We start from the raw sequence: 15276 nt of genomic DNA on the forward strand, positions 1-15276 counted from the left end.
CAAGCTGCACCAGCTTTAGCTTAAATTCGGGAGAGTAAAACTGGCGTGGAGCAGAACGCCAGTCCGTCTTAGCCTGAACAGTTTCCATGGTAGATGTCCGTCTGTTGAAGAGGTGGACATCTAGGTTATCTACCGATATCAGTTAAAAACAGACGTTACTGAGGCGACGCTTACAAATCGGCCACTGGATGCTATCTACCCCATCGTCTATCTTGACTGTATCGTACTGAAAGTTCGGCCAGATAGTCGCGTCATCAACAAATCCATGTTCCTGGCTTTGGGCATCAATATCGAAGGCCAGAAAGAATTACTGGGTATGTGGCTGGCCGAAAATGAAGGGGCAAAGTTCTGGCTGAATGTACTGACGGAGCTGAAAGACCGTGGTCTGAACGATATTCTCATCGCCTGCGTTGACGGCCTGAAAGGCTTCCCGGACGCCATCAATGCAGTCTACCCGGAGGCACGTATCAAGTTATGTATCGTGCATATGGTGCGTAACAGTCTGCGGTTCGTCACCTGGAAAGACTACAAAGCCGTCACCCGGAACCTGAAGTCCGTCTATCAGGCGCCAACGGAAGAGGCGGGCTTGCAGGCGCTGGAAGCGTTCGCCAGGGCCTGGGATAACCGCTATCCGCAGATAAGCCGCAGTTGGCAGGTAAACTGGGGGAATCTTGCCACGTTCTTTGCCTACACACCCTACCCACCGGACATCCGCAAAGTGATCTACACAATCAACGCCATCGAGTCGCTGAACAGCGTGATCCGCCACGCGATCAAAAAGCGGCTCAACGGCGGCAGAATTATTTTTTCTCTGCTTCCTGCTGCTTGGCTTTTTTGGCCGCCATATGGTGGCCGACCGCGCAGCCGCCGGCCGCGCCTAATACCGCATGGTGTTTAACATGGCCCACGACCCCGCCAACCGCCGCCCCTTTGAGGCAACCGGCGGCGTAGGTGAAAGAGGTGGTGCATAATAACGCGGTGAAGAGCAGTGAAAGCCCGAATATCTTGGTCATGATGTATCCCGGATTGATAAGAGAAGCTAAACAAACACCTTGCCCCTGAAGCGAAACGGATGTCATGCAATCTTGTGTAACAAGGTGATGCGTTGTCAGGGCTGCTTGTCAAAACGGTAAACCAGCGCCAAGGCGATGATGACGAGTAAAACCGGCGGAATAAGCGCCGTTGACGGGGCGTTAAGGGAAAATAATAATCCCAGGTTAACGATGATTTGGTAACTGATGTAGGTGATGAGTCCCACAATGACGCCTACGGCCAAACGGCTGCCTAAACCCGGCGCTCGCGGGGCGCTGAAGGTAAAGGGGACCGCCAGTAAAATCATCGCCAGAATCAATATCGGCCGTCCCAGCTTTTGCCATAAGGCAAGCTTAAACTCGATGCTGGGCTGGCCAGTAAGGCGTAAGTAGTGAATGTAATGGTTGAGCTGCTTAATGGAGAAGCTATCGCTGGGCATGGTGAGTTCTTTCAGGCTCATGGTGGAAAAAATGGATTGCCATTGCAGAGTATCCTGCGTGGCTACCGTTTCTTTTCCATTCGCCCAGCTTTTTTGGTTGACGCCATGCAGAAGCCACATTCCATTATCAAGGATGGTGGCTTTTTGCGCATAAATATAAAATTTCAGTGAAAGATCAGGCTGGTACTGAAATATCTCAATCCCTTTCGGTTGTTTATGTTCATCCAGGGTGTTTACCGTAACAAATTCATTATTGCGTCTGGCCCACAGCACATTGCGCGGGGTAGCGCTATTATCGGCCGCAACGGCGGCGTCCTTGAGCTGCACCGCCCGTTGCTGCAGGGGAGAAGCAACCCACTCATCCAGCAAGCCTAACGACAGGGTCAATAGTAGCCCTGCGGATAAAATGACCAGGGAAATTCTGAAGATTGACAAGCCCGCGATGCGCATCGCGGTCAATTCCTGAGTTTTCGAAAGCTGGCCAAGCCCCACGATCCCGCCGAGCAGGGCGATAAAAGGACCCAGATCGATAAGGCATCTGGGTAAATTCATCAACACCACCACCAGGGCCTGCGTCCAGCGGTAGCCGTTGGCGCTGACGTCATCGAGCTCGTTGATAAAGTCGAAGGTTGAAAACAGCGGGATTAACACGCCGGCGGCGGCCAAGATGCCTAAAAAGACGTTACGTATTAAATAACGACTAAAAATATTCATCGAATTAATTTCTGTAGTAATGATAATTCGCGCGCTATCAAAATCAGCACCCCAATCGACATGATCAACGGTACTAGCCAAAGCCCGGGGAAGACGTTCAGGCTACCGTTGGCAACCAATGTGCGACAAATGTTGCCGCCGTAAAAAATAACGGTAAATAACACCGCCAAGGGGAATAACGTCGCAAAACGGCCTTCGCGTGGTTTGGTGCGGCTCAAGGCGACCGCCAACAGCGCCATCAAAACAGCATTTATCCCGCGGCTCTCCCGCCATTGCAGTTCCGCGATATCGACGGGATTGGAGGAACGCCCCAATTCCGCGGCCGACGCCGACTTACTCTTGACATCGGCGCTTTGGTCAAGCGGTTTTAGCTGGAGTTTAAGATTATTATAGATCTGCTCTTTGTCATCGGTACCGGTATGCTCCAGCGTGTAGGCGGTTCCGGCGTGCAGCACCACCGAGGGGGTGATGGGCGAAGGATCGGTAACCTCAACCGTGTGGGCTTTGTAGACATGGCTTTTGCCGCCGGAGAGCGTATAAATCAGTGCGTCGGACAGGCGTTGCGATCCGGGGTCGATGTGTCCGGCCAGGATCATTCGGCCGTTATCACTGATATTAAACTTACCGGCCTGCAAATGACCGACATCGAGTTCGGACTGTGACTGCAGCTTTATCTGGTAAATTTGCGCGTAGGCCCAGGGTCTGCCGTACATGGAAAGTACCGTTACCAGTATGCCCAAAGGAACGGCAAGGATCAGAACGGCTTTATAGAGCCGTAAAGGACTGCAGCCGGCGGCATACATCGCGGTTATTTCAGAGTCGTTATAAAGCTGGCCAAGGGCAATGGCGACTGAAACATACAGCCCCACCGGCAGCAGCATCTCCAACGCAATCAGCACCTTGTAGAAGACAATATCCAGCACGGCTTGCAGGGCCAATGTGCCGTTGGCCGCGTCCGTCAGGTAGCGCTGGGCGGAATAACTGGCAAAGATGAAGATAAGAAAACCGACGATAATCATCACTAACCGGCGAGTCCCGTCCATGATGTAGCGCTCAATCAAGTACATATATAACGTACATCCCACATGGCAAGAGAGAGGATTATCTGCATAACGGCCGATCATATCGCTATTGTCCATAATGCACCGGCCCTTTCAGGCGCTTTTCATCACATCACAAGCATAAAATATAATCAAGCCCGCGTGACGGACCGCCCCGACGTCCATTCCGCCGTGTCGCAAAACATGGCGCGGCCTTTTGGCGCGGGGCGGTTTCAAAAGCCTTTAGGTTGGCTTAAATTTGGTTTATCCTATCGCCCACCCTGGCTGGCGGCGAAGCGAAAATCAGTTCAGGCGTCGTGAAGTATCACCAGAAGCGTTGGCTTTGAATTCCATGGGCGGCGGCACGTCTGAATCATCCCCAAGTATTGCCGTGTCTGATAGGTATGCAAGGTGGGCTTATCTCCCTGCCGGGCTATTGATAACCGAGTGGCGAGTATGGCTGGTTTTCTACCATGAAGCATTGGTTTTCCGATGGTGCTTTCCGCACTATCATACGTAACAGCGCCTATTTAGGCTCCGGTAATGTCGCCAGCGCTTTACTCGGTTTACTCGCGCTGTCTTGTGCGGGTAAGGGCATGTCGCCGGAGATGTTCGGGGTTCTGGTCGTCATTCAATCCTATACCAAAGCGATTAGTGACTTTATCAAGTTCCAGACCTGGCAATTCGTGGTTCAATTCGGCACGCCGGCCCTGGCGGGTCAAAACATTCAACGATTCCGCGATGTCATTGCATTTTCCTTCGGCCTGGATATTGCAAGCGGGGCCGTTGCGGTGCTGGGGGGAATGTTGCTGCTGCCGCTGCTGTCGCACGCCTTGGGGCTTGATGCGAAAAGCTTCTGGCTGGCCATGCTTTACTGCACGTTGATACCTTCCATGACATCCTCTACCCCCACCGGTATTTTACGGGCGGTGGATCGTTTTGATCTGATTGCCATCCAGCAAGCCGTGAAGCCTTTTTTGCTTGCCGTCGGCAGCGTAATCGCGTATTTCGGCAATTTGGGTTTTGCCGGTTTTGTTATCGCATGGTATGCCTCGAACTTGATTGGCGGAACGCTGTTCTGGTGGTTTGCCGCACGCGAATTGCGCCGCAGGAATATCCATAACGCCTTACGGCCCAGCTTGTTTGCGGCGGCGCGTCAAATCGGCGGCGCCTGGAACTTTGTCTGGACGACAAATCTTGCGCATACGATCTGGGCGGCCCGTAACTCCTGTAGTACCGTATTAGTGGGCATTATCCTGGGGCCGGCGGCGGCCGGGTTGTTCAAGATCGCGATGACTTTTTTTGATGCCACGGGCACGCCGGCCAAACTGCTGGAAAAGAGCTTTTATCCGGAAATCATGCGCTTGGATCCACGCACGAAAAGACCCTGGCTGCTGGGGCTGAGATCGGCCATGCTCGCCGGGGGCATAGGGATACTGGTGGCGCTGGTGGTGGTGGTGGTCGGCAAGCCGTTAATTTCCATTGTATTTGGCTATAAGTACCTGGAAGCGTATGATTTAATCCAGGTTATGCTGAGCGCCATCGTGGTGTCCATGCTGGGCTTTCCCCAGGAGTCCTTATTGTTTATGGCGGGTAAGCAGCGGGCTTTCCTGGTTGCGCAGACGGCTGCCTCCGCTTCCTACGTCGTGCTGCTGATTGTGCTGTCACATGCCTTTGGCGTACTGGGCGCCGCTTTTGCGTATTTTGGCGGGCAATGCCTGGACGTGCTGTTGTCCCTCATACCGACTTTGTGGGCTTACCGTCACCGCTGTTTACTGCAATTTAGCGCACCCATAGAGAGTAATAAATGACGAGCAGCAACACGTGGAAAACGTTCTCGCCTGAAACGGTACAGTTGTTATTCACCGCGGTGGAAGAAGATGACATTGTCAATGAGCATGCCAGCCTGCCGCAGGTAATCGATCTACAGTGCCCGCAGGAAAATATTCGCAATAACTACGCATTGTGTCTGCAGTTTTGGGCGGAAGGCTTTACCCGCATCGAGCTGCTGCGCTTGGTGCGCAAGTTATTGAAAGGCGATGAATTATCCGCCTCGGAGCGCATGGAGTACAAATATATCCGCTCACGCTATAAGCATTTACGCTTCGCCCAGCGGCTCTATGGCAAAAAGCATGAGGCTAACCTGTGGTTTCGCTCGACCACCGTGGTTCTCGGGCATTTTCAGGATGCGTTTCGTAACGGTAATAAGGATGTACTCAGGTTTTACGGCCGGATCCTGCGTATTTTCCTCAGCAAACCGGTTTGGATGCTGGTGCATTATGCTTTACGTCATACCCGCCTGGATAGGGAAAGCGGATTTATCGCCTATCGCCAACAGCAGATGCGGGCGCTGAGGTCGCTGATTGCGCAGCCGCAGCTCAAGGGTAAGGAATTCCATGCCGTGCGAAAAATCATCAGTCAGCAGGTGTCTTATTATGACACGGTAAGATCGATCGAGCCGGGCAACCAGGACGCCTACAGGATTTCCCGATTTTTAGCTAATATCAATGGATTGATGGGCGATCGCCATGACGAGATGGTGGCGGACAAGCTGGCGGGACGTAAGCCCTATGACGACCCGGCAATGCTGGATCCGACTATTCGCCGGCATTTGGAGCTGTTCCTCGCGCGTTATCCTTTGTAACCTTGCCGGCCGGTTCGAGGGGTAGGGGGATTACCGGCAAAAAAAGGAAATAGCATGGCCTTACGTGGACTACCGATCGTTTTACTGCTCCTGTTTCCCCTGATGGCGTCATCGCATAACTTCGTCAATGGCCAGCGCGCCGCGCCGGTGGACATCACCGACCGGGGGGAATTAGTGCTGGATAATGATGGCATTCGCTACGAAAACTGGCATAGCGCGCAGTTGGCGGGAAAAGTTCGCGTCATGCAGTACATCGCCGGGCGCACCTCGGCAAAAAAGAAAAATTCAATGCTGATCCAGGCCATCGAGGATGCGCATTTTCCGAATGACCGCTTTCAGCCGACCACCATCGTCAACACCGACGATGCGATCCCGGGCTCCGGCCTATTCGTGCGCGGCAAAATCGAGAAAAACAAAAGACGCTACCCGTGGGCGCAATTTGTCATCGACAGTTTTGGCCTGGGCCGCCAGGCCTGGCGGTTGAATGAAGCAAGCTCAACCATAGTGGTGCTGGATAAAGACGGACGCGTCCAGTGGGCAAAAGATGGCGCCCTGACCGCGGGGGAAGTGGATCAGGTGATCGCCCTGGTACAAAAACTGCTCGATAAATCGCCATCCTGACGCGCCAATAACGCTTAAAAATCCGTTTTGCGGGAAAAAAAACAGCTCCATATACCCACCAGAACGTGGCCGGCCGCCTCGCTATTGATACAAAAATCCGGCGAGCGGATAAGGCTGGTGAAGGGGGATGGCGTTTTAGCCGCCCACGGCAGACCCGTGGGCGGCATGATTGCCGTCTGGCCGGATATTAATTTTTCAGCGCGGCAAAGGCCTGGATAATGGTGTCGATCTGTTCGTCGCTGTGCGCCGCATTGACGCTGCAGCGTAGCAGGGTAATACCCGCCGGCGCCGCCGGCGGCAACACCAGGTTGACATAAACGCCATGTGCAACCAGTTCGCGCCACAGACGCAGGCCATCTTCTTTCGAACCGATCATGACCGGCACCACCGGGCTGATGCGTGGCCCCAGCTCGTAGCCGAGCTCAGCCAGGCCATGATAGAGCCTGTGCGCGTTGCTCCACAGTTTTTCACGCAGCTCCGGATGTTGCGCAATGATTTTCAACGAGGCGCGCACCGAGGCGATGCTTGCGGGCGATGGCGATGCGGTAAAAATGTAAGGGCGGCTGCTGTAGCGCAGAACGTCCATGGCCTTGGCGCCGACAGCGAAGCCGCCGATGGAGGCCAGGCTTTTACTGAATGTGCCCAATACGATATCCACATCCTGCTCAACGCCAAGCGCCTGGGCGAGGCCGCGACCGCTGGCGCCCATCACCCCGAAGGAATGCGCTTCATCCACCAAAAGATAGCCGCCGAGGCGTCGTTTGATGTCGGCAATTTCAACGAGCGGGGCCACATCGCCCAGCATGCTGTAAATCCCTTCAACGATGATTATCGCATCGCGCGCGCGCTCGCCCAGGCGCACCATGCGGCGTTCCAAATCCTGCGCATCATTATGGCGAAAACGGATGATTTGCGCGCCGCCCAGGGCACAGGCGTCATAGATGCTGGCGTGGCAGTCCGCGTCTATCAAGACCACCGCGCCGGGATCGGCAAGCGTGCTGATGACTCCCAGGTTAGCCGTATAGCCGGTCGAGAATACAATGGCGGTGGGCCGGTCGAAAAAAGCCGTTAACTCCTGTTCCAAGATCAGGTGCGAGCCATAGCTGCCGTTAGCCATGCGCGACCCGGTGGTCCCGGTGCCCTGGGCCGCCATTGCGGCCTGGCCGTCCGCTATGGCTTGAGCGTTGAAGGTCAGGCCCAGGTAATTATTGGTGCCGGCCAGAATAATCTTCCGATCGCCAATGCGTCCTTCGGTTGCCGAGTAGATCTCATCAAAGCAGGTGCCGAAGGGGTTAAGGCCGGAGGTTTGGAATTGCACCCGCTCATCGGCCAGGCGGGTAAATTTATCATAAAGTCCCATTGGCGCTCTCCAGGTGTGGTAGGAGGGCATCCAATAACTGCTCGGGTGTTCTCACGTACATTAAAATATTAATAGGAATTGAAATATCTAATTTATCTTCCAACATCATCAACAAACTCATCACTTTTATGGACTCCAGGCCAAGATCGTTGACGAGATCGCTATCCGGCTTTATTTCCTGATCGTCAGCGACCATACCCTGTAGGCATTCAAGGATATAATCCAGTACAACTTTACGATTTAGCATAGAAACGTTGACCTACCTATAGTCAAGATAATCAAAATAGTCCTTCAAGCAGCGCGCGTTCCAAACTAATTTTAGGAAACCAATTAATATATTCGGACAAGCTTTTATTGCTCGCGGACCAGTCAAGATGGGTTAATTCACGGATTTTACTGGGGGTCAGCATAGGTTCTTTTCTGGCCAACCCGTTGGTTAGCATACCTATCTCTGCAATCAGCTTAAGCAGGGGTAACGGAATGCCGATTAGCCGCACGGGACCCTGACGCACCGCGGCGCCTATTTCTTGTAAGCGCTTCCAGTTATAACCGCCGGCCACGCCGTCGCAAAGTTCATAGGGAGCCGCCTTGGGTTGCCCGGCCATCAGCCATTGGCTGACCGCTTGCGCTAAATCGCTCACATGCAGGAACGATAGCTGTGCCTCAGGCGCGCCGAGCCGGGGAAGCACTCCGCGTAACAGCCAGCTGAATAAGGGTTTTAGCTCTTTATCCCCTGGCCCGTAAACCGCCGTCGGGCGAAAAATCCCCAGGGAAATATCCCCCGCCATGGCGATTAATTGTTTTTCGGCAATATATTTTGAATTCGCGTACCAGGACAGTTCAGGATGACGGGCGGCAAGAGACGATATAAATAAAAAACTCTTACAACTGCCGCTTTCCTTGGCGGCCTGCATGAGACGCACGCTGCCCTCGACATTACAGCGGGTGAAGGTTTCTGCGCAATGTCCGCGAACCTGGCCTGCGCAATGGACCACATGGTCAGCGCCGCTGACCAGTTCCGTAAGCGCGTCTTTGTCTTCCAGCGCGCCATGAATCCAAGCCACATTGCCGGTTGAGGCTTTACCCGCGGTTCTGGTCAGCGCCCGCACGGTAAAACCGCGTAACAGCAGGTTTTCGGCGATATGCCTGCCGATAAAGCCTGTCACACCTGTAACCGCGACCGTTGTTGTCATTGCGCATAACCTGCTAACCGTATCTGCGGGCTGATTGATTCGGTAAAGTAACGCTTCTTAAAGCGTTGGTTGAGGCTTTATGTGCGGTTCTGGTCATTGCGCATAACCCGTCAACCGTATCTGCGGGCTGATTAATTGGGTAAGGTAACGCTTTTTGGCCTCGGCGCGCGCGGGCTTGCCCGAGGAGGTTCGGGGAATGCTATGGGGCGGCAGCAGTTGAATGTCCACAGCCACGCCGAACTCGCTTTGAATACGCGCGCTCAGGGAGTGGATGATTTGCTCCCGCCGTTCGTCAGAGCTCACCCTGCACTGGATCTGCAAAATAATCTTGGCGCCGTCACCGTGTTCCTGGGTGGTGACGAAGGCAATGGCATCACCCGAGCGGATTTCCGGCTCCGATTCCGCTACATATTCTATATCCTGCGGCCAGATGTTACGGCCACGAATAATAATAAGATCTTTTTTCCGGCCGGTTACGTACAGATTGCCATCGAGCAGGTAACCCAAATCCCCGGTATCCATCCATCCTGTCGCCTGGATTTGTTGCTGTGAATCCACATCGCGGAAATAGCCGCTCATCAAGCTGGGGCCGGAGATACAGATATGTCCCACTTCGCGTTCTTGCAGCAATGCCTCGGCTTCGTTGCGAATTTCAATACTATGGCTTGGAAGCGCCTTGCCGCAGTTTACAAAAGTGGCAAAGGCGCGGGTGTTTTTGGTGGGCGCCACCGCCTTACCCTCATACTCCAGAATATCGCGGTCGACGTGGTTGACCTGCGAGCCGGAGGATGCTTCGAAAAAGCTGACCGCCAGCGTGTTCTCGGCTAAGCCATAACAGGGCATGAAGGCCTTGTCATCAAAGTGGACTTTATTGAACTGCTCGCCAAACTGACCCAGCAACTCCGCGGGAATGGGTTCCGCCCCCACGCCGGCCACACGCCAGCTTGAAAGATTTATTTCGGCCAGCTCTTTATCGTTGCTGCGACGTATGCATAATTCGTAGCCGAATGGCGGTGCAACGGAAACGGTGCCGCGGTTTTTACTGATAAGTTTCAGCCATTGCATCGGACGCATGGCAAAATCTTGCGTGCGTAAATAGTCAACCGACAGCTGGGTTGCCATCGGGGTCAGCAGGAAACCCACCAGTCCCATATCGTGATAGAAGGGTAACCAGGAGACGCAGCGATCGCCCGCGCGTAGTTTAATACCGTCATGGCTGATAACCCGCAGGTTAGCCATAACGGAACGCTGGGTAATAATCACGCCGCGAGGAAAGCGGGTACTGCCGGAGGTATATTGGAGATAGGCAATATCGTCCGGCGATGGCGGCTGCAGTTCGACATCCCTCTCCGGCAATGCGCTTAAATCCGCATTGCTGAGGATATGCGCGGGCAGGGCATCCTCGCTCGCGGAGTTAATCAGCGGGAGCCATTCATCGCTACTGATAATAGCGGCGGGCTTACAGCTCTTTAATAGCCCCTGGAGTTTGTCGCTGTAGGAGGCAAGCTGCCCCACGCCCATGGGGATGGCAAGCGGCACCGCGACCAGGCCGGCATATTGGCAGGCAAAAAAAGCCTCCACAAAGCCAACGCTGGTATCAGCAATAAGCGCAACACGGTCGCCTTTGTTAAGCTTCAGTGATAACAGGCGCCGCGCTCCGCTGATCGCATGACGCCTTAGTTCGCTATATTCCAGCGCGGCTACCAGCTGATTACGGCGATCGTAGAAATTCATACCCGTACTTCCCAGGGCGGCGTAGTCTAACGCCGCCACCAGGGTGGGGAAATCCGCATAGCGCATGGGAAGAGAATGGGCAGAGCTTGTTTCAGACATATACAAAGCAGCCTTAGATTCAAAATCAACGAATAATACAGTTAACCATTGATACAAGAGGTGGGGTTTTTGTAATAATTTGTAAAGCCCCATTGATTTTTTTACTGTTTTATACTTCACAAAACCAGTGCCTCTCAGCGCCGGTATCTTCCAAGCCGCTCTAAAATAAAGATAAAAATCAGCCGCCGCCAGACCTTGGCGATAACCACGTCATAACCGCATTTTCTGGTTAAGATGAAGTTGCCCACGGCGATAGCCATAGCTTCACATTTCCGTGCAGGCCGGTAATGTTGCCGGGTCTGGCCGGTGCATTCAAATAAACATTAACCCGCAGAAAGGCTTGCAGGTGAAAAAAGCATTAAGTGGTAAAAGATAGCAATGCTTCTCTGGCTAAAGTCAGTAGACTATTGCATCCATAATGTGTTTGAGCTGGCCCAGTGCTCAATATCGCCAAACATAATAAGCTTTATCGCGCGGACAGATGTACCAGGCATCATGTTTTCAGCAGTTTCCTAAGATGCAGGATCAAATATGACAGGGCTTCATTTTGCCTGGACTTGGCTTAGGTAATAATGGCTTATTGTGCGTTTTTCAGTAAATTTTTCAGATTTAAGGGTATTTATGATTTGCATTGAAAAAGTCATGGATAAGCGTGCGCTTAAGGCATTCATCGCTTTTCCTTCCTCGCTCTATCACGATGATCCTAACTGGATAGATCCCTTGTATCTGGAGCGGGCAGAGCATCTGTCTAATAAAAACCCAAGTGCGGAACATATAGAATGGCAGGCATGGGTAGCCAAAAAAGAGGATAAGGTTGTTGGCCGGATAACGGCACAAATAGACAGTTTACACCGCGAACTTTATGGTGAGGATACCGGGCATTTTGGCACGATTGACGCCATTGATGATCCCGAGGTATTCAGTGCGTTATTTACTGCCGCGGAAGACTGGTTAATTTCGAAAGGAGCGAAAAAAATCACCGGGCCTTTTAGTCTGAATATCAACCAGGAAAGCGGCTTGCTGATTGAAGGTTTTGATACGCCTCCGTCCGCATTGATGACGCATGGTAAACCCTATTATGCCGCGCATGTTGAGCGGCAAGGATATGCGAAAAGGATTGATCTGCTGGCCTACTGGATGCGGCGCACAGATCTGCATTTTTCTTCTTCATTAACCAGGCTTATGGATCAGGTCCGCGGCAAGGTGACGATTCGCCGCCTCGATCGTAAGCGGTTTAGCGAGGAAATGCAGATTCTGCGGCAGATTTTCAACTCTGGATGGCAAAACAACTGGGGTTTCGTACCCTTTACCGAACATGAGTTTGCCACCATGGGTGATCAACTGAAATACCTGGTACCGGACGACATGATTCATATTGCCGAGATAGACTCGGTGCCCTGTGCCTTTATAGTGGGATTGCCCAATATCAACGAGGCTATCGCCGGATTGCGGGGCCGTTTATTCCCCTTTGGCTGGGCGAAAGTGCTGTGGCGTCTGAAGGTGGGCGGCGTGCGTACCGCCAGAGTGCCTTTAATGGGCGTGCGCCTGGAATATCAATTCAGTCGAATGGGGCCGGTGATTGCGCTGCTGTTGATTGAAGCGTTACGCGACCCCTTTGCCAAGCGCAATATCGATGCGTTAGAGATGTCCTGGATCCTGGAAACCAATAGCGGCATGCGTACGATCCTGGAACGGATCGGCGCGATCGCCTATAAACGTTATGGTTTGTACGAAAAGCAGCTCTGATCCGGCGTGTTAGCGCCGTCTTATCTTTGACGTCCCCGGTATGAGGCTAAAGGCCGCGCACGCATAGTGTGCGCCTTGCCTATGGTTTTATGGCCCATCGTGAGTCAGTTCATTATCAGAGAAAAGTCATGGCATTCGAAAAGAAGAAAGGAATCAAACGATTAAGAAGCAGTACCGGTAACTCGCTGGCGGGTCTGGTCGATGCTTTGCTTACCGAGGACGCTTTTCGCCAACTGTTTATTATCAACACCATATTATTGATCATCGCTTTTTGTCTGGACATCACCAAGACGGAGCGTTTATTCCTGGTCTCCAGCTGTTTTCTGCTACTGGTGGTAGAGCTGCTTAACACCGCTATTGAAACCGTGGTAGACCGCGTTTCACTCGATATCCATCCCCTATCGAAGCGGGCAAAGGATCTGGGCGGCGCGGCGCAGTTGGTCACGGTAGTGATGACGATAATAATTTGGTTAATTATTCTACTTTAATGATTAAACGGGTTACGGCGTTGGTCATCGAGACCCGGGTCCCTATGGGATGGCTTCACCCCGGCGCTTTGAGGCCGCGGCAATTGACGATATGGCGGCCAGCGCTTTTTCCAGCACCTCGCTATAGGGGGCCTTAGCATCCAGATCGAGGATTCTGGCGCCGTTGTAATCCAGCTTCACCATGACGGCTATTTTATCCCGCAGCTCCTCATAACTGTGGTCGGGTTTGCGGGAGAAGGCGGTTTCGACATCAATATCAAGGCGAATGATTAATTCGGGGCGGGATAGCGCCATCTGCTGATACAGCCGGCGCTCGCTTGCGGCTAAACGCGTCATCAGCCAGCCCTTGACCCGCTCCAGGCCAATGCCGGGCCCATCATAATGAAAACCCGACATCTCCGCCTGCGGATAGCGATCGCTGATAACCAGTACGCCGCTTTGCGCCAAACGCTGTACCTTGCGAAAATTCGCCGCGCGCAACAGTGAGAAGCCGTACATAATCAACGCCGCCCACAGCGCCGGCGACCTGCTGCTCATGCTCTGCGTCTTCTCGGACTTGGCGGCCAGGCGCCGCTCGAGCCACACGCCGATAAAGGGCAGCCGTTTGATCTTATCGCCGGATTCACCGGAGAGAACCCCAAGATAACGACGCTCAGTCACCCAGTGCGCGCGCAGGTTTTTTACCAGGTCCGTGGTAAGCGTCGACTTTCCGGTGCCGTCACAGCCCACTACCGCAACAAGCCCGGCGACGTAGGCGGGGGACGGATCGTTTTTTGTATTTAAGCTATCTGTTTGCATTTATTTCAGTATTCAAGAGTAATCACAAGCCTGAACTTGTCACGACGAAAGAGAGGTCCGAATCGCACGTAACGATTCCTCGAGGATCTTACCCGCCGGCTCCCGACCATCTAACTCGAGGATCTTCGCGCCGTTGAAAGTAAGCAAGGGTATGACCCTGATCTTCTCACGCAGGGCGGCAAGCCGGTGATCGGGTTTGCGTGAATGCGCCGTCTGTTCGTCAATATCAAGCCGAATCAGCAGCAGCGGCGGATAAGAGGCCATCCAAAGGTATAGCTTTTGTTCACGTTTTCTCAGCGCGCGCACCCACAGGTTACCGCCCACCGTTTTTGCCAGCTGCGGACCGTCGACGCGGAAACCCGCCACTTCGGCCTGGGGATAGCGATCGGTAATCAGCAGGCGCCCCCGCCGGCTTTTCGCCAGCATGCGCCGGAACTTGTAGGTTCGCCAACAAGAAAGCAGATAAATAACCAGCGTGGTGACATTGCCCGGGGGCGTCGAGGGACGTTCGTGCACCAGATTGGATTTAGCCTGTAAATAACGGCCAACGGCGGCGCCGATAATAGGCAGGCCGCCGATCCATTCGCCTATGCGCCCCGATGACTGGCCAAGATACAGTAATTCCGGCGAGTCTTGCGCGGACAGATGGCTTACCAGGCTGGCGGCCAAAGTCGACTTACCCGAACCATCACACCCCGTTATTGCTATCACTCGCACCGGGGGATGAATAGCGATGGGTCTAATCTGTTGACTCACATCAAAAAATCCGATTTCAAAAAAATATATTGTATGCTAATCCACCTTGGGTTCAAGATATTTGTTCCACGTGGCCGTGACAACGGCTATTAGCGACGTTCCCCTTGGCAAATGATATATTCGCGGGAATATCTTTAGAAGAGAGTCTGGTTATGCATTCACAACTTCCACCGCTCATAGCAGTAATAGGCAGCGATGGTTCTGGAAAATCCACGGTCTGCGAACATCTTATCACTCATGTAAAAAAATACGGTCCCGCGGTAAGGGTTCACTTAGGTAAACAGGCGGGGAACGTAGAACGCGTCGTGGTAAAGCTGCCCTTCATGGGTCGCTCGCTTGACAAGGCGATTAAACGAAATAAAGTCAATATTACCCGGTCTCTTCCCGGCCCTGTCGCCGCCCTGGTGATAATGTCATTCGTGCTGCGCCGATTATTGCGCTTTCGCCGCATGCTGGCTTTTCGCCGGCAGGGGCTAATGGTACTCACCGACCGTTTTCCACAAGTGCAAATCCCGGGGGGCTATGACGGCACGATTCTCCCCGCCAACGCGCCGGGCAGCCGGTTTGTGGCATGGCTGGCGGGACGTGAACGCACGGCGTTTCGCTGGATGG

The 15276-nt window shown here is 53.3% G+C and carries 14 protein-coding genes and 1 pseudogene; 7 read left to right on the forward strand and 8 right to left on the reverse strand.

From position 1 onward, the window contains the following. Positions 1-175: 175 nt before the first annotated feature. Positions 176-784, forward strand: a pseudogene (locus VGC33_RS21620) (IS256 family transposase); the annotation flags it as partial. 324 nt (positions 785-1108) lie between these two features. On the opposite strand, the gene lptG reads toward VGC33_RS21620, so the two are convergent. Both lptG and lptF read right to left on the reverse strand, forming a co-directional pair. Beyond that, positions 1109-2185, reverse strand: coding sequence for an LPS export ABC transporter permease LptG (gene lptG, locus VGC33_RS21630; protein WP_331122830.1), 1077 nt, complete (start codon positions 2183-2185; stop codon positions 1109-1111). Continuing rightward, complete coding sequence (lptF, locus tag VGC33_RS21635) at positions 2182-3252, reverse strand: LPS export ABC transporter permease LptF (RefSeq protein WP_331122842.1); 1071 nt, start codon at positions 3250-3252, stop codon at positions 2182-2184. The genes lptG and lptF overlap by 4 nt, the downstream gene beginning before the upstream one ends. A gap of 446 nt (positions 3253-3698) precedes the next feature. On the opposite strand from lptF, the gene VGC33_RS21640 reads away from it, so the two are divergent. From VGC33_RS21640 to VGC33_RS21650, 3 genes are read left to right on the forward strand one after another with little or no spacing between them, the layout of a single operon-like run. Beyond that, positions 3699-5036 carry a lipopolysaccharide biosynthesis protein gene (locus tag VGC33_RS21640; RefSeq protein WP_331122831.1) on the forward strand — a complete coding sequence of 446 codons (1338 nt, stop codon included), beginning with the start codon at positions 3699-3701 and terminating at the stop codon, positions 5034-5036. Then, the gene (locus VGC33_RS21645) at positions 5033-5869 is read left to right on the forward strand and encodes a hypothetical protein (RefSeq protein WP_331122832.1); all 837 of its coding nucleotides are present in this window, start codon (positions 5033-5035) and stop codon (positions 5867-5869) included. The genes VGC33_RS21640 and VGC33_RS21645 overlap by 4 nt, the downstream gene beginning before the upstream one ends. Positions 5870-5923: 54 nt before the next feature. Continuing rightward, on the forward strand, positions 5924-6490 hold the full coding sequence (locus VGC33_RS21650; RefSeq protein WP_331122833.1) for a YtfJ family protein: 567 nt from the start codon (positions 5924-5926) through the stop codon (positions 6488-6490). Positions 6491-6677: 187 nt separating this feature from the next. Here the strand turns inward: VGC33_RS21650 and spt are convergent, their stop codons facing one another. The 4 genes from spt to VGC33_RS21670 form a co-directional block, all read right to left on the reverse strand. Continuing rightward, a complete protein-coding gene (gene spt, locus VGC33_RS21655; RefSeq protein ID WP_331122834.1) occupies positions 6678-7850 on the reverse strand; it encodes a serine palmitoyltransferase in 1173 nt (390 codons plus the stop codon). Then, the gene (locus tag VGC33_RS21660; protein WP_331122835.1) at positions 7837-8097 is read right to left on the reverse strand and encodes an acyl carrier protein; all 261 of its coding nucleotides are present in this window, start codon (positions 8095-8097) and stop codon (positions 7837-7839) included. Before VGC33_RS21660 ends, spt begins: the two co-directional genes overlap by 14 nt. 31 nt (positions 8098-8128) lie before the next feature. Further along, positions 8129-9043: an NAD-dependent epimerase/dehydratase family protein gene (locus VGC33_RS21665; protein ID WP_331122836.1), complete on the reverse strand. Its 915-nt coding sequence runs from the start codon at positions 9041-9043 to the stop codon at positions 8129-8131. A 93-nt stretch (positions 9044-9136) separates the two neighbouring features. Further along, positions 9137-10876, reverse strand: a complete 1740-nt coding sequence (locus VGC33_RS21670) for a fatty acyl-AMP ligase (RefSeq protein ID WP_331122837.1) — start codon at positions 10874-10876, stop codon at positions 9137-9139. Positions 10877-11497: 621 nt separating this feature from the next. Between VGC33_RS21670 and VGC33_RS21675 the strand changes: the two genes are divergently transcribed. Together VGC33_RS21675 and VGC33_RS21680 are read left to right on the forward strand one after the other, a co-directional pair. Further along, positions 11498-12622, forward strand: coding sequence for an N-acetyltransferase (locus VGC33_RS21675; RefSeq protein WP_331122838.1), 1125 nt, complete (start codon positions 11498-11500; stop codon positions 12620-12622). 128 nt (positions 12623-12750) lie between these two features. Continuing rightward, positions 12751-13110 carry a diacylglycerol kinase gene (locus VGC33_RS21680; RefSeq protein WP_331122839.1) on the forward strand — a complete coding sequence of 120 codons (360 nt, stop codon included), beginning with the start codon at positions 12751-12753 and terminating at the stop codon, positions 13108-13110. Between the two features lie 42 nt (positions 13111-13152). On the opposite strand, the gene VGC33_RS21685 is transcribed toward VGC33_RS21680, so the two are convergent. Together VGC33_RS21685 and VGC33_RS21690 are read right to left on the reverse strand one after the other, a co-directional pair. Next, a complete protein-coding gene (locus VGC33_RS21685; RefSeq protein ID WP_331122840.1) occupies positions 13153-13908 on the reverse strand; it encodes a nucleoside/nucleotide kinase family protein in 756 nt (251 codons plus the stop codon). A 39-nt stretch (positions 13909-13947) separates the two neighbouring features. Further along, on the reverse strand, positions 13948-14664 hold the full coding sequence (locus VGC33_RS21690) for a nucleoside/nucleotide kinase family protein (protein ID WP_331122841.1): 717 nt from the start codon (positions 14662-14664) through the stop codon (positions 13948-13950). Positions 14665-14816: 152 nt separating this feature from the next. Between VGC33_RS21690 and VGC33_RS21695 the strand changes: the two genes are divergently transcribed. After that, on the forward strand, positions 14817-15276 hold a 460-nt coding region (locus VGC33_RS21695; RefSeq protein WP_524535659.1), incomplete at its 3' end, for a nucleoside/nucleotide kinase family protein.

This window comes from Acerihabitans sp. (assembly GCF_036398755.1).
Classification (GTDB): domain Bacteria; phylum Pseudomonadota; class Gammaproteobacteria; order Enterobacterales; family Enterobacteriaceae; genus Acerihabitans.

Bases quoted from the DNA above. Each gene is read 5' to 3' on its own strand.
- lptG (WP_331122830.1), bottom strand. From the start codon at position 2,185: ATGAATATTTTTAGTCGTTATTTAATACGTAACGTCTTTTTAGGCATC.
- lptF (WP_331122842.1), bottom strand. From the start codon at position 3,252: ATGTACTTGATTGAGCGCTACATCATGGACGGGACTCGCCGGTTAGTG.
- VGC33_RS21640 (WP_331122831.1), top strand. From the start codon at position 3,699: ATGAAGCATTGGTTTTCCGATGGTGCTTTCCGCACTATCATACGTAAC.
- VGC33_RS21645 (WP_331122832.1), top strand. From the start codon at position 5,033: ATGACGAGCAGCAACACGTGGAAAACGTTCTCGCCTGAAACGGTACAG.
- VGC33_RS21650 (WP_331122833.1), top strand. From the start codon at position 5,924: ATGGCCTTACGTGGACTACCGATCGTTTTACTGCTCCTGTTTCCCCTG.
- spt (WP_331122834.1), bottom strand. From the start codon at position 7,850: ATGGGACTTTATGATAAATTTACCCGCCTGGCCGATGAGCGGGTGCAA.
- VGC33_RS21660 (WP_331122835.1), bottom strand. From the start codon at position 8,097: ATGCTAAATCGTAAAGTTGTACTGGATTATATCCTTGAATGCCTACAG.
- VGC33_RS21665 (WP_331122836.1), bottom strand. From the start codon at position 9,043: ATGACAACAACGGTCGCGGTTACAGGTGTGACAGGCTTTATCGGCAGG.
- VGC33_RS21670 (WP_331122837.1), bottom strand. From the start codon at position 10,876: ATGTCTGAAACAAGCTCTGCCCATTCTCTTCCCATGCGCTATGCGGAT.
- VGC33_RS21675 (WP_331122838.1), top strand. From the start codon at position 11,498: ATGATTTGCATTGAAAAAGTCATGGATAAGCGTGCGCTTAAGGCATTC.
- VGC33_RS21680 (WP_331122839.1), top strand. From the start codon at position 12,751: ATGGCATTCGAAAAGAAGAAAGGAATCAAACGATTAAGAAGCAGTACC.
- VGC33_RS21685 (WP_331122840.1), bottom strand. From the start codon at position 13,908: ATGCAAACAGATAGCTTAAATACAAAAAACGATCCGTCCCCCGCCTAC.